At 49.6% G+C, this 15,806-nt stretch carries 19 protein-coding genes and 1 pseudogene; 12 read left to right on the top strand and 8 right to left on the bottom strand.

Going from position 1 to position 15,806, the window contains the following annotated elements:
- Window positions 1-154 precede the first annotated feature (154 nt).
- Window positions 155-922: a TSUP family transporter gene (locus JZI27_RS04940; protein ID WP_122909244.1), complete on the bottom strand. Its 768-nt coding sequence runs from the start codon at window positions 920-922 to the stop codon at window positions 155-157.
- Between the two features lie 195 nt (window positions 923-1,117).
- On the opposite strand from JZI27_RS04940, the gene JZI27_RS04935 reads away from it, so the two are divergent.
- Window positions 1,118-1,726, top strand: coding sequence for a superoxide dismutase (locus tag JZI27_RS04935; RefSeq protein WP_122909245.1), 609 nt, complete (start codon window positions 1,118-1,120; stop codon window positions 1,724-1,726).
- Window positions 1,727-1,758: 32 nt separating this feature from the next.
- Here the strand turns inward: JZI27_RS04935 and JZI27_RS04930 are convergent, their stop codons facing one another.
- Both JZI27_RS04930 and JZI27_RS04925 read right to left on the bottom strand, forming a co-directional pair.
- Window positions 1,759-2,196 (bottom strand): GNAT family N-acetyltransferase, encoded by a 438-nt coding sequence (locus JZI27_RS04930; protein WP_280206947.1) that lies wholly within the window; start codon window positions 2,194-2,196, stop codon window positions 1,759-1,761.
- Window positions 2,168-2,500: pseudogene (locus tag JZI27_RS04925) on the bottom strand (nucleotide disphospho-sugar-binding domain-containing protein); the annotation flags it as partial. The pseudogene JZI27_RS04925 and the gene JZI27_RS04930, both read right to left, overlap by 29 nt.
- A gap of 250 nt (window positions 2,501-2,750) precedes the next feature.
- On the opposite strand from JZI27_RS04925, the gene JZI27_RS04920 reads away from it, so the two are divergent.
- Together JZI27_RS04920 and JZI27_RS04915 are read left to right on the top strand one after the other, a co-directional pair.
- The gene (locus tag JZI27_RS04920) at window positions 2,751-3,548 is read left to right on the top strand and encodes a dioxygenase family protein (protein WP_251244324.1); all 798 of its coding nucleotides are present in this window, start codon (window positions 2,751-2,753) and stop codon (window positions 3,546-3,548) included.
- Between the two features lie 28 nt (window positions 3,549-3,576).
- Window positions 3,577-4,014 (top strand): carboxymuconolactone decarboxylase family protein, encoded by a 438-nt coding sequence (locus JZI27_RS04915; protein WP_280207023.1) that lies wholly within the window; start codon window positions 3,577-3,579, stop codon window positions 4,012-4,014.
- Window positions 4,015-4,095: 81 nt separating this feature from the next.
- Here the strand turns inward: JZI27_RS04915 and JZI27_RS04910 are convergent, their stop codons facing one another.
- Window positions 4,096-4,641, bottom strand: coding sequence for a pyridoxamine 5'-phosphate oxidase family protein (locus tag JZI27_RS04910; protein WP_122909250.1), 546 nt, complete (start codon window positions 4,639-4,641; stop codon window positions 4,096-4,098).
- Window positions 4,642-4,791: 150 nt separating this feature from the next.
- Window positions 4,792-5,787 (bottom strand): metal-dependent hydrolase, encoded by a 996-nt coding sequence (locus tag JZI27_RS04905; RefSeq protein WP_251244327.1) that lies wholly within the window; start codon window positions 5,785-5,787, stop codon window positions 4,792-4,794.
- 160 nt (window positions 5,788-5,947) lie between these two features.
- On the opposite strand from JZI27_RS04905, the gene JZI27_RS04900 reads away from it, so the two are divergent.
- The gene (locus tag JZI27_RS04900) at window positions 5,948-6,235 is read left to right on the top strand and encodes a hypothetical protein (RefSeq protein ID WP_122909280.1); all 288 of its coding nucleotides are present in this window, start codon (window positions 5,948-5,950) and stop codon (window positions 6,233-6,235) included.
- Between the two features lie 16 nt (window positions 6,236-6,251).
- Entirely contained in the window at window positions 6,252-7,337 is a 1,086-nt protein-coding gene (gene mutY / locus JZI27_RS04895; RefSeq protein ID WP_251244328.1) for an A/G-specific adenine glycosylase, read from the top strand.
- A gap of 63 nt (window positions 7,338-7,400) precedes the next feature.
- On the opposite strand, the gene JZI27_RS04890 is transcribed toward mutY, so the two are convergent.
- The 3 genes from JZI27_RS04890 to JZI27_RS04880 form a co-directional block, all read right to left on the bottom strand.
- On the bottom strand, window positions 7,401-7,559 hold the full coding sequence (locus JZI27_RS04890; RefSeq protein ID WP_122909253.1) for a YrzI family small protein: 159 nt from the start codon (window positions 7,557-7,559) through the stop codon (window positions 7,401-7,403).
- 140 nt (window positions 7,560-7,699) lie between these two features.
- Complete coding sequence (locus JZI27_RS04885) at window positions 7,700-7,852, bottom strand: hypothetical protein (protein WP_183185021.1); 153 nt, start codon at window positions 7,850-7,852, stop codon at window positions 7,700-7,702.
- Window positions 7,853-8,411: 559 nt separating this feature from the next.
- The gene (locus JZI27_RS04880) at window positions 8,412-8,636 is read right to left on the bottom strand and encodes a hypothetical protein (RefSeq protein WP_122911269.1); all 225 of its coding nucleotides are present in this window, start codon (window positions 8,634-8,636) and stop codon (window positions 8,412-8,414) included.
- Window positions 8,637-8,835: 199 nt separating this feature from the next.
- Here JZI27_RS04880 and fabL point away from each other — a divergent pair, with 199 nt between their 5' ends.
- From fabL to JZI27_RS04845, 7 genes are all read left to right on the top strand, one after another.
- Window positions 8,836-9,594, top strand: coding sequence for an enoyl-[acyl-carrier-protein] reductase FabL (gene fabL, locus JZI27_RS04875; RefSeq protein ID WP_280206946.1), 759 nt, complete (start codon window positions 8,836-8,838; stop codon window positions 9,592-9,594).
- A 110-nt stretch (window positions 9,595-9,704) separates the two neighbouring features.
- Window positions 9,705-10,118, top strand: a complete 414-nt coding sequence (locus tag JZI27_RS04870; protein WP_122911267.1) for a GNAT family N-acetyltransferase — start codon at window positions 9,705-9,707, stop codon at window positions 10,116-10,118.
- A gap of 47 nt (window positions 10,119-10,165) precedes the next feature.
- Window positions 10,166-10,702, top strand: coding sequence for a DUF402 domain-containing protein (locus tag JZI27_RS04865; RefSeq protein ID WP_122911266.1), 537 nt, complete (start codon window positions 10,166-10,168; stop codon window positions 10,700-10,702).
- A gap of 76 nt (window positions 10,703-10,778) precedes the next feature.
- Window positions 10,779-12,536, top strand: a complete 1,758-nt coding sequence (locus JZI27_RS04860; RefSeq protein ID WP_280207022.1) for an ABC transporter ATP-binding protein — start codon at window positions 10,779-10,781, stop codon at window positions 12,534-12,536.
- An 85-nt stretch (window positions 12,537-12,621) separates the two neighbouring features.
- Window positions 12,622-13,839: an MFS transporter gene (locus JZI27_RS04855; RefSeq protein WP_122911265.1), complete on the top strand. Its 1,218-nt coding sequence runs from the start codon at window positions 12,622-12,624 to the stop codon at window positions 13,837-13,839.
- A gap of 124 nt (window positions 13,840-13,963) precedes the next feature.
- Entirely contained in the window at window positions 13,964-15,157 is a 1,194-nt protein-coding gene (locus tag JZI27_RS04850; protein ID WP_280206945.1) for an MFS transporter, read from the top strand.
- 77 nt (window positions 15,158-15,234) lie between these two features.
- Window positions 15,235-15,777, top strand: coding sequence for a flavodoxin family protein (locus JZI27_RS04845; protein ID WP_122911263.1), 543 nt, complete (start codon window positions 15,235-15,237; stop codon window positions 15,775-15,777).
- Window positions 15,778-15,806: the final 29 nt, after the last annotated feature.

Genomic DNA, 15,806 nt, shown 5'->3' with positions numbered 1-15,806 from the left:
ATATAGAAAAAGTCAGCCTCGCACGAGTGGAGGCTGACTTTTTTATACTATCGGAAAGTGTTGAGTGCGCTAAAGCGCTAAAAAGATTAGCGGAAGATAGTATAAGTGCAACTAAGGCTCCGCCAAAAGCTTGGCGTAGCCAAGTTTTCTAAAATCAAGTAAAGATCAATTCATAAATCATTTTGGTAATCAATGCGATCGAGACGATCAGAAACAGCGGGCGAACGTAGCGTACACCGGTTTTGATTGCCATCCGTGCACCGAGGGTGGCACCTAGCAGCATGGCAACCCCCATCACCAGACCGGTCAGGAAGATCACTTTTCCTTCTATCATAAACACAGTCAGGGCGGCGATGTTGCTCGCCAGATTCAGGATGCGCCCATTCCCGGCAGCGATGACAAAGTCATAGCCGAACAACAGCACCATCAAAAAGACGAAAAAGGAGCCAGTTCCCGGTCCGAAAAAGCCATCGTAAAAGCCGATGAGAAACGTGAGGGGAATCCCCAACCCGAGTGAAAAGCGGGTAAGTCCTTTGTAATTGGAATCCTGCCCAAAGCGCTTGTTAAACAGGGTATAAACAAAAATCAAGGCCATCATCACGATGACGAGAGTCTTCAACAGCTCTTGCGGAACGAAGAGTACCACCTTGGCTCCAAAATAGGCTCCGATCAGCGAGACCGGGAAGAGGATGATCATCAGCTTCTTGTCAAACTTGCCACTGCGAATGAAGGTAATAGAGCTAGTAGCTGAGGAGATCGTACCTGCTAGCTTGTTCGTGCCCAATGCGAGGTAGGGAGGAATCCCCAGACCAAGCAGGGCGGGCAGTGAGATCAGGCCGCCACCGCCTACGGTGCTGTCGATGAACGCGGCTACAAAACCAAAAAATGCGAGAAAGAGAACGGTGGATAATTCCATTTCCATACACAATCACCTAGTTTTCTAAGGAGTAAAAGTAATACTCCAAGTCTAGCACTCTCTATCATGATTTCAATAGAGAATTGACAACATTGTGATAGATTACGAAACTTAGCATACCGATTTGTTGTAAAAGTGTCTCTCTTGCACTATAATAAAGGTGTGGCTTGACCCATACATATTCTAAGGAGGAATGTTACAATGGCACATCAACTTCCTGCATTGCCATACGCGCATGATGCGTTGGAACCGCACATCGACAAATTGACTATGGAGATCCACCACGGACGTCACCATGCGACTTACGTGAACAATCTCAACGCAGCGTTGGAAGCACATGCTGACCTGCAAGACAAAAGCGTAGAAGAGCTGATCAGCAACCTCGACGCTTTGCCTGAAGGTATCCGCACTGCCGTTCGCAACAACGGTGGCGGACATGCGAACCACACCCTGTTCTGGGAAGTTCTTTCTCCAAATGGTGGCGGTGCGCCAACAGGTGAACTGGCTGACGCAATCAACGCAGCTTTCGGAAGCTTTGACAACTTCAAAGCTGAATTCGCGAAAGCAGCAACTGGCCGTTTTGGTTCCGGTTGGGCTTGGCTGATCGCAGATGGCGGTAAAGTAGCTATCACTTCTACTCCTAACCAAGACAGCCCTGTCATGGAAGGTAAAACACCTATCCTCGGTCTGGACGTATGGGAGCATGCTTACTACCTGAACTACCAAAACAAACGCCCTGACTACATCGCTGCTTTCTGGAACGTTGTAAACTGGGATGAAGTAAGCAAACGTTTCGCTGCTGCGAAATAAGCATAATAGAAGCTAGGGAAAAAGCTTGTCGCTCAACATGGCGACAAGCTTTTTTTCGTGGATTGCGACCCTTTCACATAATCAGATTTGATCATTCCATATTGCTCGACGTCTTCAAAGCTTCCCCACTTTCGTACATGCTGGGGGAAAGTGCCTTCGTGTTTCATCCCGATTTTTTCCATACCCTTATAAGAACCTGAATTTTTAGTCATCGCTATGGCAAATATACGGTTTAAATCCAAATCTTCAAATCCAAATTGAACCATTTTTTGGGCAGCTTCTGTTGCAAATCCTTGTCCCCAATAGGGATGACCCAGCCTGTTTCCAATCTCAGTACCATGTTTTGACCTCCTTTTTTTAACAGATAAATCGAATCCATTCTTAAAAATGCCAGTCAACTCGAAATATAGGATATGACTGGCTTTGGCATATTTAGATAGGTTATTGACTTTTACATTCAAAAATCGCATCGACAGCTTGCTGATACCCACCTGCTCGCCGAAAGGATTCTCTAATCGTTGCAGCAGCTTGGTTGAAAGATGGGTGGTTTAAAACATGATCAACGGATTCACGGAGTTGATCTGCAGTCAAGCTTTGCATGTGTAAGGTAATGCCTGCTCCGAAACGGGCCACTTGCCCGGCTATGATTGGCTGATCCGCGCTTAGTGGAATGACAACGAGCGGAACTCCGTAATAGAGCCCTTCATTGGTGCTGTTCATTCCACCATGTGTAATAAATAATTTTGTATATTGTAGTACTTCAATTTGTGGAACATCAGCATTCATAAATAATACACGTGCCATATCTACCGCTCCTTACTCCCGGCAAGATCACGCAGTTGCCAATGGATTTAATACGTTTATAATCCCAGTCTAAACCATTATTTTTACGTGCTAACACTTTATTTTTCAGTTTGATTGTTTATTTTCAACGAACAGATAGAAAAATGCGTATGGTTCATGTATAATACTTATAACTTACTAAAAGTAACCTAGTATAAAAAATAAAGTAGTGTGTTAGATCATGATGCCATCCCTGTTTATCGCGCATGGTGCACCATTGCTCGCGATTGAAAACAATATGTATACACAGGCGCTCAATCAGCTTCCGCAAATTTTACCACGCCGCCCGCGTGCGATCGTCATATTCTCTGCTCACTGGGAATCCCCTGTCCAGGAAGTGGGCTCGATGGACGTCTACCCGACCATTCATGATTTTGGCGGTTTTCCTCAAGAGCTGTATGAGATCCAGTATCCTGCCAAAGGCGATCGTGAAATTGCCGAGGAAACCTACGAGCTGCTAAAGGCTGCTGGAATTCCTGTCAGAGCGAATGAAGATCGGGGATTGGATCACGGACACTGGGTGGTGCTTCGCATGATCTACCCGAATGCAGACGTGCCGGTCGTCTCCTTGTCCGTCAACCCACAGCTCTCCGTGGAGCAGCAGTACGCCATCGGCCGTGCCTTGTCTGTGCTTCGTGCCAAAGATGTGCTGATCATCGGAAGTGGCAGCACGATCCACAATTTCTCCTATATCAACATGCGGGAAACGACTGGAGCTGCCTTTGAGTGGGCAGTCGAATTCGAGGAGTGGCTCAAGGATACGCTGACCAAGTGGAATGTAGCAGATCTCGCTCAATACCGTACCTTGGCTCCGCATGCAGAAAAGGCCGTTCCGGTATACGGAAGTGAACACTTCGTACCGCTCATCTACGCGATGGGTGCCGCAGATGATGTGCGAACGGCTGAGCGTCTTCATATCAGCTTTCGCTACAACAGCTTGAGCCATACGATCTGGCAGTTTGGGTTGCCTGCACAATGAGCATCCAGATGGAGGATGTGTACCGCGAATACAAGCCATTAGAGAGGCTAATCCTGAGGCATTTCACGCCATGCTCCATATGGAGAAGTATGTAAAGGAGAGCGGGGTTGAGCCCAAATGGCTCGAACTGATCAAGATTCGCGCCTCACAGTTGAACGGATGTGCCTTTTGCCTGGATATGCATACGAAAGATGCGAGAAAGCTCGGAGAAACAGAACAGCGAATCTATCTGCTGAATGTGTGGCGTGAAGCGGCTGTTTATTCGGAAGCGGAAAGAGCGATTCTCGCACTGACGGAAGCAGTGACGCTGATTGCAGACCGCGGCGTTCCCGAAGACGTGTACGCGCAAGTGAGAGCGCATTTTGACGAGAAGCAGACTGTCTCGCTGATCATGGCCATCAACGTGATCAATAGCTGGAACCGACTCGCCATTTCGACAGGGATGACAGCGCCAGCCCAATTGTAGAGTCTCCAGGTAACATAGAAAAGACACGCCATTCACGGGAATAGGCGTGTCTTTTGCTGTTCTGTACGACTACGATTACGATTACACATCCATCTCTACCTTCCGACCCGGGTAGAACTTCTTCTCCTCGCCAGCCAGGTTCCCCTTGGCGGTGATGGTATCAGGCGTAATTCGAAAGACAGCAGTCGTGCTGCCCATGCTGGAACGGTACTTCAGCACATGCTGCAAGGGAAGTGGCTCTGAGAAATAGCCGGGCACGTATTTGTCCAGCATCGCTTGCATGGCTCCCCGCATCTCTTCCGCTTCTTCCACACGCTCGATGGTACCAGAGAGAAAAACACTCATATAAGCCGTATCGACATGGGCAGGGACGGGATCAGCCACTGTCCCGTATTCTTCACAGACGCTGAAGCAGACGCGATTGTTGGCAGAAATCATCTCAATTTTACGCCCGGAGTCGGCGCCGTGAAAGTAGAGGTTGCCCTGCCACCAGCAGAAGTTGAGGGGGATGATATACGGCTCGATGCCATTTGTCATGCCCAGGTGCCCGGTTTTGGCTACAGCTAAAAAGTGGTCGATTTGTGCTTTGTCTGTAATATCTCGCTTCGAATAACGAATAGGAATCATGGCATCCATTCTCCTTTGAGCCTGTTTTTGTTTCAGATGATTCTGATAGACCCATCGTAACGTCTACCTGACTCGCTAGAAAGGTGCAGTTCTCATCATTTGAAGCAGGTCAAAAAATAAAACCCGCCTTAAGCGGGTTGATGTACGAGATTAGTTAAGTTGTTTATCCGGGTCCAGCTTTTTGTTCAGCTGTTCTTCGCCGCGATGAATCCAGCCGACGAATGAATCACGAATGTTCAGCTCGTAATCGAGATAGACGACCGCCACGAACATGTAGTGACTTTTACCCTGAAAGCGGGAACGATAACGCAGGTCGATCCATTTTACTTCGTAGCCGAAAGGACGCTCTCTCGTCTCGACATGGACGTGATGCGTGAAGGCGAGAAAAGACTTCACACGAAACGACTCTTTGGCTGCGGCGATGATTTCATTCTCTGTTTTGACCTTGAAGGTGTCCAGCACGATCACGTCACCGGAATTGACTTCTCCGACATACCAATGCTGGTCTGTACGAGCGACAAAGGTCCAGTGTGTCCAAGACAACGTGGGAATGATGGTATAGGTACCGGGGCGGCCAATCTTTTGGCGAACCAGCTCAGTCGTGCGTTTTTGCACGTGATAACGCCAGTAGTAATAACACGCGATCAGCAGGTAAATACCGAGAAAGACTTTTCCAGGGTGAAAGCCCGAAGCCCATAACATGAATCCCAGCAGATGAGCGGAAAAAATCAGCGGATCAAAAATGAAAATGGTGTTTAGCGCGATCCACTTGTCACGAAACGGATACAAGCCCTTGGTACCATACGCATTGAACAAATCAACGAACACGTGGAGACACACGGCCAGAAAGATCCAGCCGAGGAGGTGAAACCAATTCGTTTGTGGCATGAAGAGTTGAATCAGGGCAAAAATCGCTCCTGTCCATAGAAAGACGGCAGGTACAGAGTGGGAGATACCTCGATGGTTGCGAATATAAGCTGCGCTGCCGCGAATGCGGACAAGGCCATCCAGGTCAGGAGCCTGCGAGCCGATGACAGTACCTAGCATGACAGCTTCCATCAGGCCTGGTGTCGCTGCCACGACTGGATCGAGATGGGCTAACCCCGCCAATCCAAATCCCATGGCAAAGTGTGTAGCGGTATCCATGAACCTCTCGTCTCCCTCCTTCCAGACTGTTCTTATTGCTTATTATAACGTTCCGGGGCAGGTATTTTCCTTTGAAAATGAAAAAAATTGTGTGCTTGTTCCCTTTTCACCTGGATTGTATGATGAAAAGAAGTTGCCTCGCAAGGGAGGATATGACCAGATGATGACTGTTTTTATCGAGTATAAGCTGGTTCCTGAGAAGCGTAAACAGGCACTTGCCCTGATTGCGGAGATAGAAGCTCGCATGACCGAGCAAGGGGCCAGCCAGTTTCGTTGTTTCGAAGGCTATGATCAGCCTGATCTATTCGTCGAAACCTTTGACGTGGACCATGTAGAGCAATACGAACAAATCAAGCAGGATCGCTTGTCGGATGAAGCGTTTTGCGACTGCATTGCAGGAGGAAGCAGCAAGCTGAACATTTGGGCATTTTGCCCTGTTAAGCGATAGAAAAAGGGAGAAAAGCATGCGTTATACATTACCGGAAGAGTTTCATGTTTTTGGCTTTGCGAAAGATTTACTCGATTGGTACGATGCCCAGAAAAGAGACCTGCCGTGGCGGATCAATCGCGATCCGTACCGCGTATGGGTGTCGGAAATCATGCTCCAGCAAACGCGTGTCGATACCGTAAAGCCCTACTATGCGAATTTCATGGAAAAGTTTCCGACGGTTCAGGCATTGGCCGAAGCCTCTGAGGAGGATGTGCTGAAGGCCTGGGAGGGGCTTGGCTATTATTCGCGTGTACGCAATTTGCAGGCAGCGGCTCGGGAAGTGCAGGAGCGCTATGGGGGAGTAGTCCCAAAAACACCAGAAGAGATTCGGACGTTAAAAGGGGTAGGGCCATATACCGCAGGTGCGATCCTGAGCATTGCCTACGAAAAGCCAGAACCCGCTGTGGATGGCAATGTGATGCGGGTCTATTCCAGACTTCTCTACCTGACTGACGATATCGCCAAGCCAGCGACGCGCATCAAAATCGAGCATCTGGTACGCCAGGTGATTCCTGAGGGGAGAGCCGGGGATTTTAACCAGGCTTTGATGGAGCTTGGAGCGATGGTCTGTTCCCCGCGTTCACCACAATGCCTCACGTGTCCGGTCTTTGATTACTGCATCGCACGCAGAGAAGGCGTCCAGGAAGAGCTGCCGAACAAAGGCAAGGCGAAGCCACCGCGACCGGTGCATTTACAGGTTGCCCTGATCGTGCGTGATGGAGCCGTCATGATCAACAAACGGCCAGAGCAGGGGCTTTTGGCTGGCATGTGGGAATTTCCGATGGTAGAGACCGATGTGGAAAGCGAGGCAGCCAAGAGGGAACTGGTGACCCAGCAGATGAACGAGCGCTTTGGCGTAGAGGTGGAAGTGCAGGAGAGGATCGGAGAGGTTCAGCATACTTTTTCTCATCTGCAATGGAATATGCAGGTGTGGCTCTGCGACTGGATTTCGGGAGATGAGCTCCCGCCGACAGCACGCTTTGCAGCCGTCGAGGAGCTGGATGACTACACGTTTCCGGTGGCGCATCATAAAATTAGGCCGATGTTGGACAAGAAATAGAAAGCAAAAAGGTGGAAATCATCCACCTTTTTTTGCTTTCTATTGATGATACAAGCCGTTTCCTTAGCGAATACAGTATTCAGGAAACTGCGAGTAGACCTGATGTTTCTGCTCTTCCCACTGAGCAATGGCTTTCTTTTGCTGATATCTTGCCCATTTTTGCTCAGGTGTTAGCTTCCGCCGTTCGATCGTAATCGAGAAAAAGATCATGGGAATGTACATGTTATATACGCCTCCCTTCCGTAAGAATTCGGTGCAGTCAGCTGCCATCTATCGATTTGACTCCTGTAAATCTCATCATCTGACGTCTTTGTTTGTTATTCATTTACAACCCCTCCTTAGGATTAAAAAGTATGAGTTCCTTAGATGCGTGAATTCCATTGCGCTGCTTCCAGAGCGTGTGCTTCAGCTCGTTGTTCCAGGTAGAATTCGCGTTCTTTCTTCGCGATGCGTTGTTCCACGCTTTCCTGGTTACGCTCAATCTTGATGGAGAAATACAGAAAGTTGAGTACCATACTTATCACCTCCTTCCAAAAAATAGAAACGAAAAAACCGCTGGCGAAATCTGCGGTCTTTTCATTGCACAAGGAAACGAAAAGACCACAAGCACGACGCCTGCGGTCTGTTATCTGACGAGTTAGGAATAATGAAGACACGTATTGTGTCTTAGGCTACAATTCGTCGGTCCAGGAGGCGCTGCTATATGAAGTTTGAACAACAAGCTGAAGAGCCAGATCCATATGAACATCTGCGGTGAAACGGAAGAATGTGGTCATCATTTGTTGTAGCCTCCTTTCCTTCTTTGTAGTGTGTGAATCCTACACATAGAATATGGCAATTTTTTCATGATGTAAAGGATTTTTTGCCTGTTTTAAAAAAGAAAGTTAATTCAGATAATATTCAACATCAAAAGCGGGTTACAGCCGTCCTTTTGGCCGCAACCCGCCTTTTATTCTACCAAAACATGTAGATCAAGCCGATCATCGCGAGAATGCTGAACAAGACAAGACCTACTATCGTTCCAACCTGACTGGAAGTGGATTTTGTCTTCAAGTCGATCTCCTCCTTTATCAACTAGTCGTAGATGGGGGAAGAGGAATGATCCCATCCGCCTCTGTCCCCTCCGACGGGGCCTCTGGATTCCAACTCGCGGATCACCTTTACATGAAGGGATGCTCCCTCCGCACTGAGATAGGGTGCCAGCTGGGAAAAGATGTGATGATAATACAGCAGTTCGGTAGTTTCCCAACGGTCGATTGACGTCATGGTCAACTCATCGAGTTCCCGTCCTATGTACATCCTTTTGTTCCCCCTTCACGTTCCTTTTGTAGCGAATGTGGCTTGGTGAATCATGCTTAGTATGCTCTTGAATTAGCTTTGCAATCATTTGTTACGAGAGCATCTGGTGGCAAAAGCGGGAAGAGAGTTGTATAATGATAACGGGATTTCAGAATTTAGTACCAGATACTAATAGTTGGTGTGATAGGAGGCTTTCAATTTGAGTACAGGAAAAGAAGTAGCACTCGTAACAGGTGGAACGCGCGGAATCGGAAAAGCCATTGCGCTGCAATTGGCTGATCAGGGTTATGATCTGGTGTTGAACTACCTGCGCAATCGAAGCGCGGCAAGAGAAACAGCAGCCGAGCTGGAGGCAAGGGGTGCTCGTGTGCATCTGGTGAAAGCCAATGTAGGGGATGTAGCCAAGATCAAGGAGCTGTTTGCTGAAATCGATCAGGAATTTGGTCGTTTGGACGTATTGGTCAACAATGCTGCGTCCGGTGTTCTCCGCCCGCTGATGGAGCTGGAAGAAAGTCACTGGGATTGGACCATGGAGATTAATAGCAAGGCGTTGTTGTTTTGTGCGCAAGAAGCGGCAAAACTAATGATCAAGGGCGGAAACGGCGGGAAGATCGTTTCGCTATCCAGCCTGGGATCTATTCGCGTACTGGAAAATTACACAGCTGTAGGTGTTTCCAAAGCAGCGGTAGAAGCGATCACTCGTTATCTGGCTGTCGAGCTTGCGCAGCATAATATCGTGGTGAATGCCGTATCTGGCGGTGCTGTTGATACGGATGCACTGCGTCACTTCCCGAATCGTGAAGAATTGCTGGGAAGCTCAGCAGCACGTACACCGGCTGGCCGGATCGTCGAGCCAGAGGATTTGGCGAATGCAGTCATGTTCCTGCTCTCGGACAAGGCTTGGATGGTTCGTGGTCAAACGCTGATTGTTGACGGCGGCATCTCCCTGTTGACCTAAGTACGGCTGGATATTTGGGCACGATATGGAGAGATAGGATTGCTCACAGACAAGACAAAGTTGTCCATCTGGTGTACAATAGGTGAAGAAGGCTACGAAGGAGGCAGCATATGCTGATTCGTCCGTTTCGACTCGGTGATTACTCGGCTATTACAAGTATTTGGCAGGAAACCGGTTTGGACCAATCGGAAACAGAGTCGTTAAACGATTTGGCCCAGCAACTGGCTTGGGACAGCGATTTGGTAATGGTTGCAGAACAGGATGGCAAGGTTGTCGGAGTTGTTGTAGGCACGATTGATGGAGCACGTGCCTACTTTCATCGATTGGCTGTACTTCCCACTATGCAAGGCACCGGGATTGGTCGCCAACTGGTAGAAGCAATCGAGAAGCGCTTCAAGCAAAGAGGCGTGAATCGCGTGCTGATCATGGTAAACCAGAACAATCCGGGAGTGCTTCCTTTTTACCATTCGCTTGGTTATGAAGTACAAAAATATGTTACACTTTCCAAAAAACTCTCTTCTTGAAAGGCTTGTCCCCAATCAGATAGAGAAGAGAAGAAAGGGGAGAGTCAATGTCGCCAACTCCAGGCTCCAATTTCCGCATTGAAAGTTATAAACATGACCATTCGTTGCACCGTATCTGGGACAAAACTACGCTGATCCATACCAGTGATGCAGTGGTAATTGGGGGTAACGATCGGGTCAAGGTGACAGAGGCAGACGGACGGGAGTGGCGTACTCGTGAGCCGGCCATTTGTACATTTGGTCGTGGTCAGTGGTTCAACACCATTGCGATGATCCGTGACGACGGTATTTATTACTACTGTAATCTCGGTTCGCCATTCAGCATGAAAGGTCAACTGCTTAGCTACATAGACTATGATCTGGACGTGAAAGTATATCCGGATATGACGTATTCCATCCTGGATGAAGAGGAATTCCTTTTGCACAGCAAACAGATGAATTACCCTCCATTTGTGGTGGAGCGCGTACAGTCTGCATTGCGCGAGGTAGTGGAATGGGTGCGTGCACGTCGCGGACCGTTTCAAAATGGCTTTGTTCAGCGTTGGTATGATCGTTATCAGCTGGTAAGAGATGATGAGGAATAATCCCTTTCCCGTAATCGGGGGAGGGATTTCCTTGTTCCAAAGGAGGGACTTTTGGTTGAGCAGCATCCGGCGTTATATGAGCTATGTAAAGCCATACTGGAAGCAGATCGCCGGTACGATTCTGATTGGCATCGTCAAATTTGCAATTCCTCTCTTGTTGCCGCTCTTAATCAAGTACGTGATTGATGATCTTCTACCCAGTCCTTTGCCTCAGGAAGAAAAGCTCCGACAGCTGTTCTGGCTGATGCTGGGCGCTTTCCTGCTGTTTACAGTGGTGCGCGCGCCTGTCGAGTACGTCCGTCAGTACTACGCCCAGTGGGTATCCAGTCGCATTTTATTTGATATTCGCAATCAGCTGTTTGGTCACTTGCAACGCCTCTCCATGCGCTATTACAACAATCACAAGACGGGTGAAGTGATTTCCCGCGTCATCAACGATGTCGAATCGACGAAAAGCTTTATCGAGACCGGGTTGATGAACATCTGGCTCGATCTGATCACCATCGTTCTTACTCTAGGCGTCATGTTTTACATGGATGTGGAGTTGACCATCGTTGCGATCATTGTATTTCCGCTGTACAGCATCGCAGTCAAATATTTCTACAAGCGATTGCGTCAGGTAACCAAGGATCGATCGGCAGCACTCGCCCATTTGCAGGGACATTTGCATGAGCGTGTGGGAGGCATGTCTTTGATCCGCAGCTTTGCTCTGGAAAAACATGAGAGCAAGCACTTTGCCAAGGAGAACAATCACTTCTTGCAAAAGGCGCTGGACCATACACGCTGGAATGCAAGGACGTTCGCGGTCATCAATACTGTGACAGATATTGCACCGCTGCTGGTCATTGCCTATGCCGGTTACCAGGTCGTCGGCGGGGGATTAAGTGTAGGTACGCTGGTTGCGTTTTACGTGTATCTGGATCGTCTCTATACGCCGTTGCGCCGACTGGTCAATTCATCTACAGTCTTGACACAGTCGATCGCTTCGATGGACCGAATGTTTGAGTTCCTCGATGAAGCGTATGATATAACTGACAAGCCAGATGCCAAGGAAATGCCTGTCGATCCGGAAACCAAACGGATTCGTGGTGAAGTTCGCTTTGAAAATGTGTCATTCCGTTACCGCGATGAGGGACCCGTGGTTCTGGATCGGATCAACTTGACAATTGAACCTGGGGAAACAGTAGCCATCGTTGGAATGTCAGGCGGAGGAAAATCCTCGCTGATCAGTCTGGTACCGCGTTTTTGGGATGTATCCGAGGGCAGGATCACCATCGATGGCATCGATATTCGTGACGTGAAGCAGCGCAACCTGCGCCATCATATTGGGATGGTATTGCAGGACAACATTTTGTTCAGTGAATCAGCAAAGGTAAATATTCTGATGGGCAATCCCGAGGCAGACCAGGAAGCTGTGGTTCATGCTGCACAGGCTGCCAATGCGCACGACTTTATCATGGAGCTGCCAGATGGGTATGAGACCGAACTGGGAGAGCGCGGCGTGAAGCTGTCGGGTGGGCAGAAGCAACGAATTGCCATCGCGCGCGTGTTTCTGCGTGATCCGGGCATTCTGATTTTGGATGAAGCCACATCCGCGCTGGATTTGGAATCCGAGCACATGATTCAAGAGTCCTTGTCTCGACTCACCAAGGGAAGAACGACGATCATCGTCGCTCATCGACTGTCTACAATTACCCATGCCGACAAAATCGTGGTCATGAAGGACGGCCAAATCGTAGAACAGGGAAGACATGAAGAACTCCTGGAGCTGCACGGTGTCTACCACACACTGTGGCATGTGCAGGATTTGGGAAATGCAACCGAGCCACAATAGAGGCCGTAACGGGTTGAGCTAGGAATCTGCCCGCAGCTTGAGAGAGCAGCACTTGTGAGGGGGCAGAGGATTGGAGGAGATGCCGGTGGAGACATGGCGTCGGAACTTGTACGTTTTATGTGGATGCCTCTTTTTCTGCATGCTGGCCATGAGCATGGTCATGCCGTTTTTACCACTCTTTATTCAGCAGGATTTTGGCGTCGAAGATCCCCACGAGGTCACGATGTGGGCAGGTATTATTTTCGGAGCCAATTTTTTGACAGCGGGACTGGTTTCACCGATCTGGGGAAACCTTGCTGACAAGCACGGGCGCAAGATCATGATTTTGCGCTCTGGCTACTTCATGTCCATTACCGTAGCGCTGACAGGCTTTGCAGGAAGCTTGTGGCAGCTGCTCGGCCTGCGTTTGATCAATGGATTGGTCGGCGGGATTATACCTGCCAGTACGGCGCTTGTAGCGTCATCTGTGCCGAAGGAAAAAATCGGATGGGCGCAAGGCTTGCTGCAATCGTTTATTACCGCGGGGACGATCATGGGGCCGTTGTTTGGCGGGATCATGGCGGACTATATCGGCTTTCGAATGATATTTGTGGTGACGGGCAGCTTGCTGTTCGTTTCGACGCTGGTCATCACCTTTACGGTGCATGAGAAGTTTACCCCACCTGAAAAACAGGAGCGTTCCAGTCTTCGTGAAGACTTTCAGCTCATATTTTCCTCGAAGGAACTGCCTACTCTTTTCTTTGTCACAGTCATGATTCAGTTCGCCTTGTTAAGCATTATGCCTGTGCTGCCCATTTACATCTCGCAGCTGCTGGGACACGAGGGAACCAAGGTTGCGCTGTGGGCAGGGATCGTGCAGGCGGCGATGGGCGTGGCCAATGTCTTTGCGGCTCCGCGGCTCGGGCAGCTTGGCGACAGATACGGATCGCAAAAAGTGCTGTTGGGCTCGCTGGTGGTTGCTGGCTTGCTGTTTATCCCGCAAGGATTTGTGGGAGCCGTGTGGCAGTTGATCCTGCTCCGATTCTTATTGGGCTTATCACTAGGGGGCTTGCTGCCTTCCGTCAATGCGCTTCTGCGTCGAGCGACTCCAACCCATATGGTCAGTCGGGTATATGGCTACAACAACAGCTTTGTCAGCATCGGAAGCATGCTCGGGCCGATGATTGGTGGGTTCGTCGCTGGCTATATCAGCATTAGCGGTGTGTTCTGGATGACGAGTGCCTTCTTGCTTATCAATGCCGGCTGGGTCTACTACAGCTTTTTCAGAAAGCGCTCTGTACAGGAACCAGAAGCTGGAATATAATGGTGCTACTTTGAAAAAGGAAATGAGGTGCAACTCCATTGTAAGAAGATGTCGGTTGGGAAACTGGTTTCCAATTAAAACGCAGCGATGAGCGTGTTTACGAACCGACAGGGGGTTGCAAGTCATGTGGAATCAACGTTTTCTATTCCTCTGGGCGGGTCAATCTTTGGCCAATCTGGGGGATGTTTTTTATATTGTCGCGATCATTTCGATCATCTTCACGGCGACGGACTCGATTTTTTTCACTTCACTGGTGCCGGTCGTGAACGTATCCATGCGGTCATTGGGCAGCTTGACGGCTCCTTTGCTTTTTCAACGATTTTCCTTGCAGCGCCTGCTTCTGATCTCGCAAACCTTGAAGACCGGACTGCTCGTCATCGTGGCTATTGCAGCGATTGAGCGGGAATGGCTCCTGTTCATCCTGATTGCAGCTATCGCTTATCTGGACGGGTGGGCTACTCCTGCGCGAAATGCCCTGGTTCCTCGGTTGGTCATTCGTGATAGGCTGCTTCGGGCGAACGGACTGCTTGCGGCTTCGGATCAGACCGTGTACTTTGCAGGCTGGGCAGCAGGTGGTATAGCGGTTGTCTGGCTTGGCGCTGAGGATGTGCTATGGGGAACGGTTGCTGCTTATGCGATGGCTGCATGGGCCATGCTGTTCATCGGTTCGACACAGAGGACGGAGCTTGCGGAGCAGCCGGAAAAAACAAGCCTGTTGACCGGCTGGCAATGGATTCGAAGAGAGCCCAGACTGCGGCTCATCGTCATGATGGATGTGCTGGTTGCTTTGTCTGGAGGAGTGTGGATTGCTGCGATCATTCTGCCTTTTGTCCTGAAAGTCTTGGGGCAGGGCGAGGAGTGGTGGGGGTACATCAATGCAGGCTACATGCTTGGCTCCATCGTCGGTGTAACCGCCCTTTTGGCGGCTGCACAGCGAATGCAGCAGCAGTTGTATCGCTGGATCATCGTAGGGACGATTGGCGCAAGCGTACTTACCGTATTATTTGCCAGCAGCAGCGAACCGTTGGCTGCCTTGCTGTTTTCCTTTATGCTCGGACCTGTATTTCAAATGCAGCTGATTGCCAAGCAAACCGTGTTGCAGCAAGCGGTACCGGAGTCTAGGCTGCCATACGTCCTGTCTGCCAAAGATACGATTGACTCCCTCATGTTCGGCCTGTCTGCTCTGCTCATGGGAGCTTTTGCAGAATGGCAGGGACCGCGAGCCGTCTATTATTTATCTGCTGTCATGCTGGGAGGAGCTGTGGTCATCGCCATACGGCTCTATCAGGCCCGTTCAGTAGAATCTGTGCGCGCATAAGACAGAAAGCTTCAGATTCCCTCTGGCTGATCAGTCAGGGGGATCTTTGCTCCATTCATGGACAGGAGTGAAGAATGATGAAAGTTCTGGTACTGCAAGGAAGCTCCCGCGAAAATGGCAACACCGAGCTGCTGGCCAACCTGGCCGTAGAGGGGATTCCACACACGACGATTCGGCTACGGGAAAAGAAGATCCTGCCGATTCTGGACCAAAGACATGAACCGGACGGCTTTGCAGCAGTTGCAGATGATTATGATGAAGTGATCGAAGCCGTACTTGCCCACGATACCCTCGTATTTGCCACGCCGATCTACTGGTACGGGATGTCCGGTCACATGAAAAACTTCGTGGATCGCTGGTCTCAGAGCCTACGTGACAAGCGCTATGCCTTCAAGGATGCACTTGGACAAAAGCAGGCGTATGTCATTACGACAGGCGGAGATGAGCCGCGTATCAAAGGCCTGCCCCTCATCCAGCAGTTTCAGTACATCTTTTCCTTCGTGGGAATGCCATTTGCAGGCTACATCATCGGGGAAGGAAACAAGCCGGGCGAAATTATGGAGGATGAAAAAGCCGTTGCAGATGCCGAGCGACTGCGTGATCGCTTGCTAGCTACATAGATACATGAACAGCCAAAGGGGATTGCCCA

Source organism: Brevibacillus sp. AY1, assembly GCF_029870785.1.
Lineage (GTDB): Bacteria > Bacillota > Bacilli > Brevibacillales > Brevibacillaceae > Brevibacillus > Brevibacillus invocatus.
The sequence above is the reverse complement of the archived record's forward strand: the minus strand, read 5'-3'. Positions and strand labels throughout refer to the sequence as shown.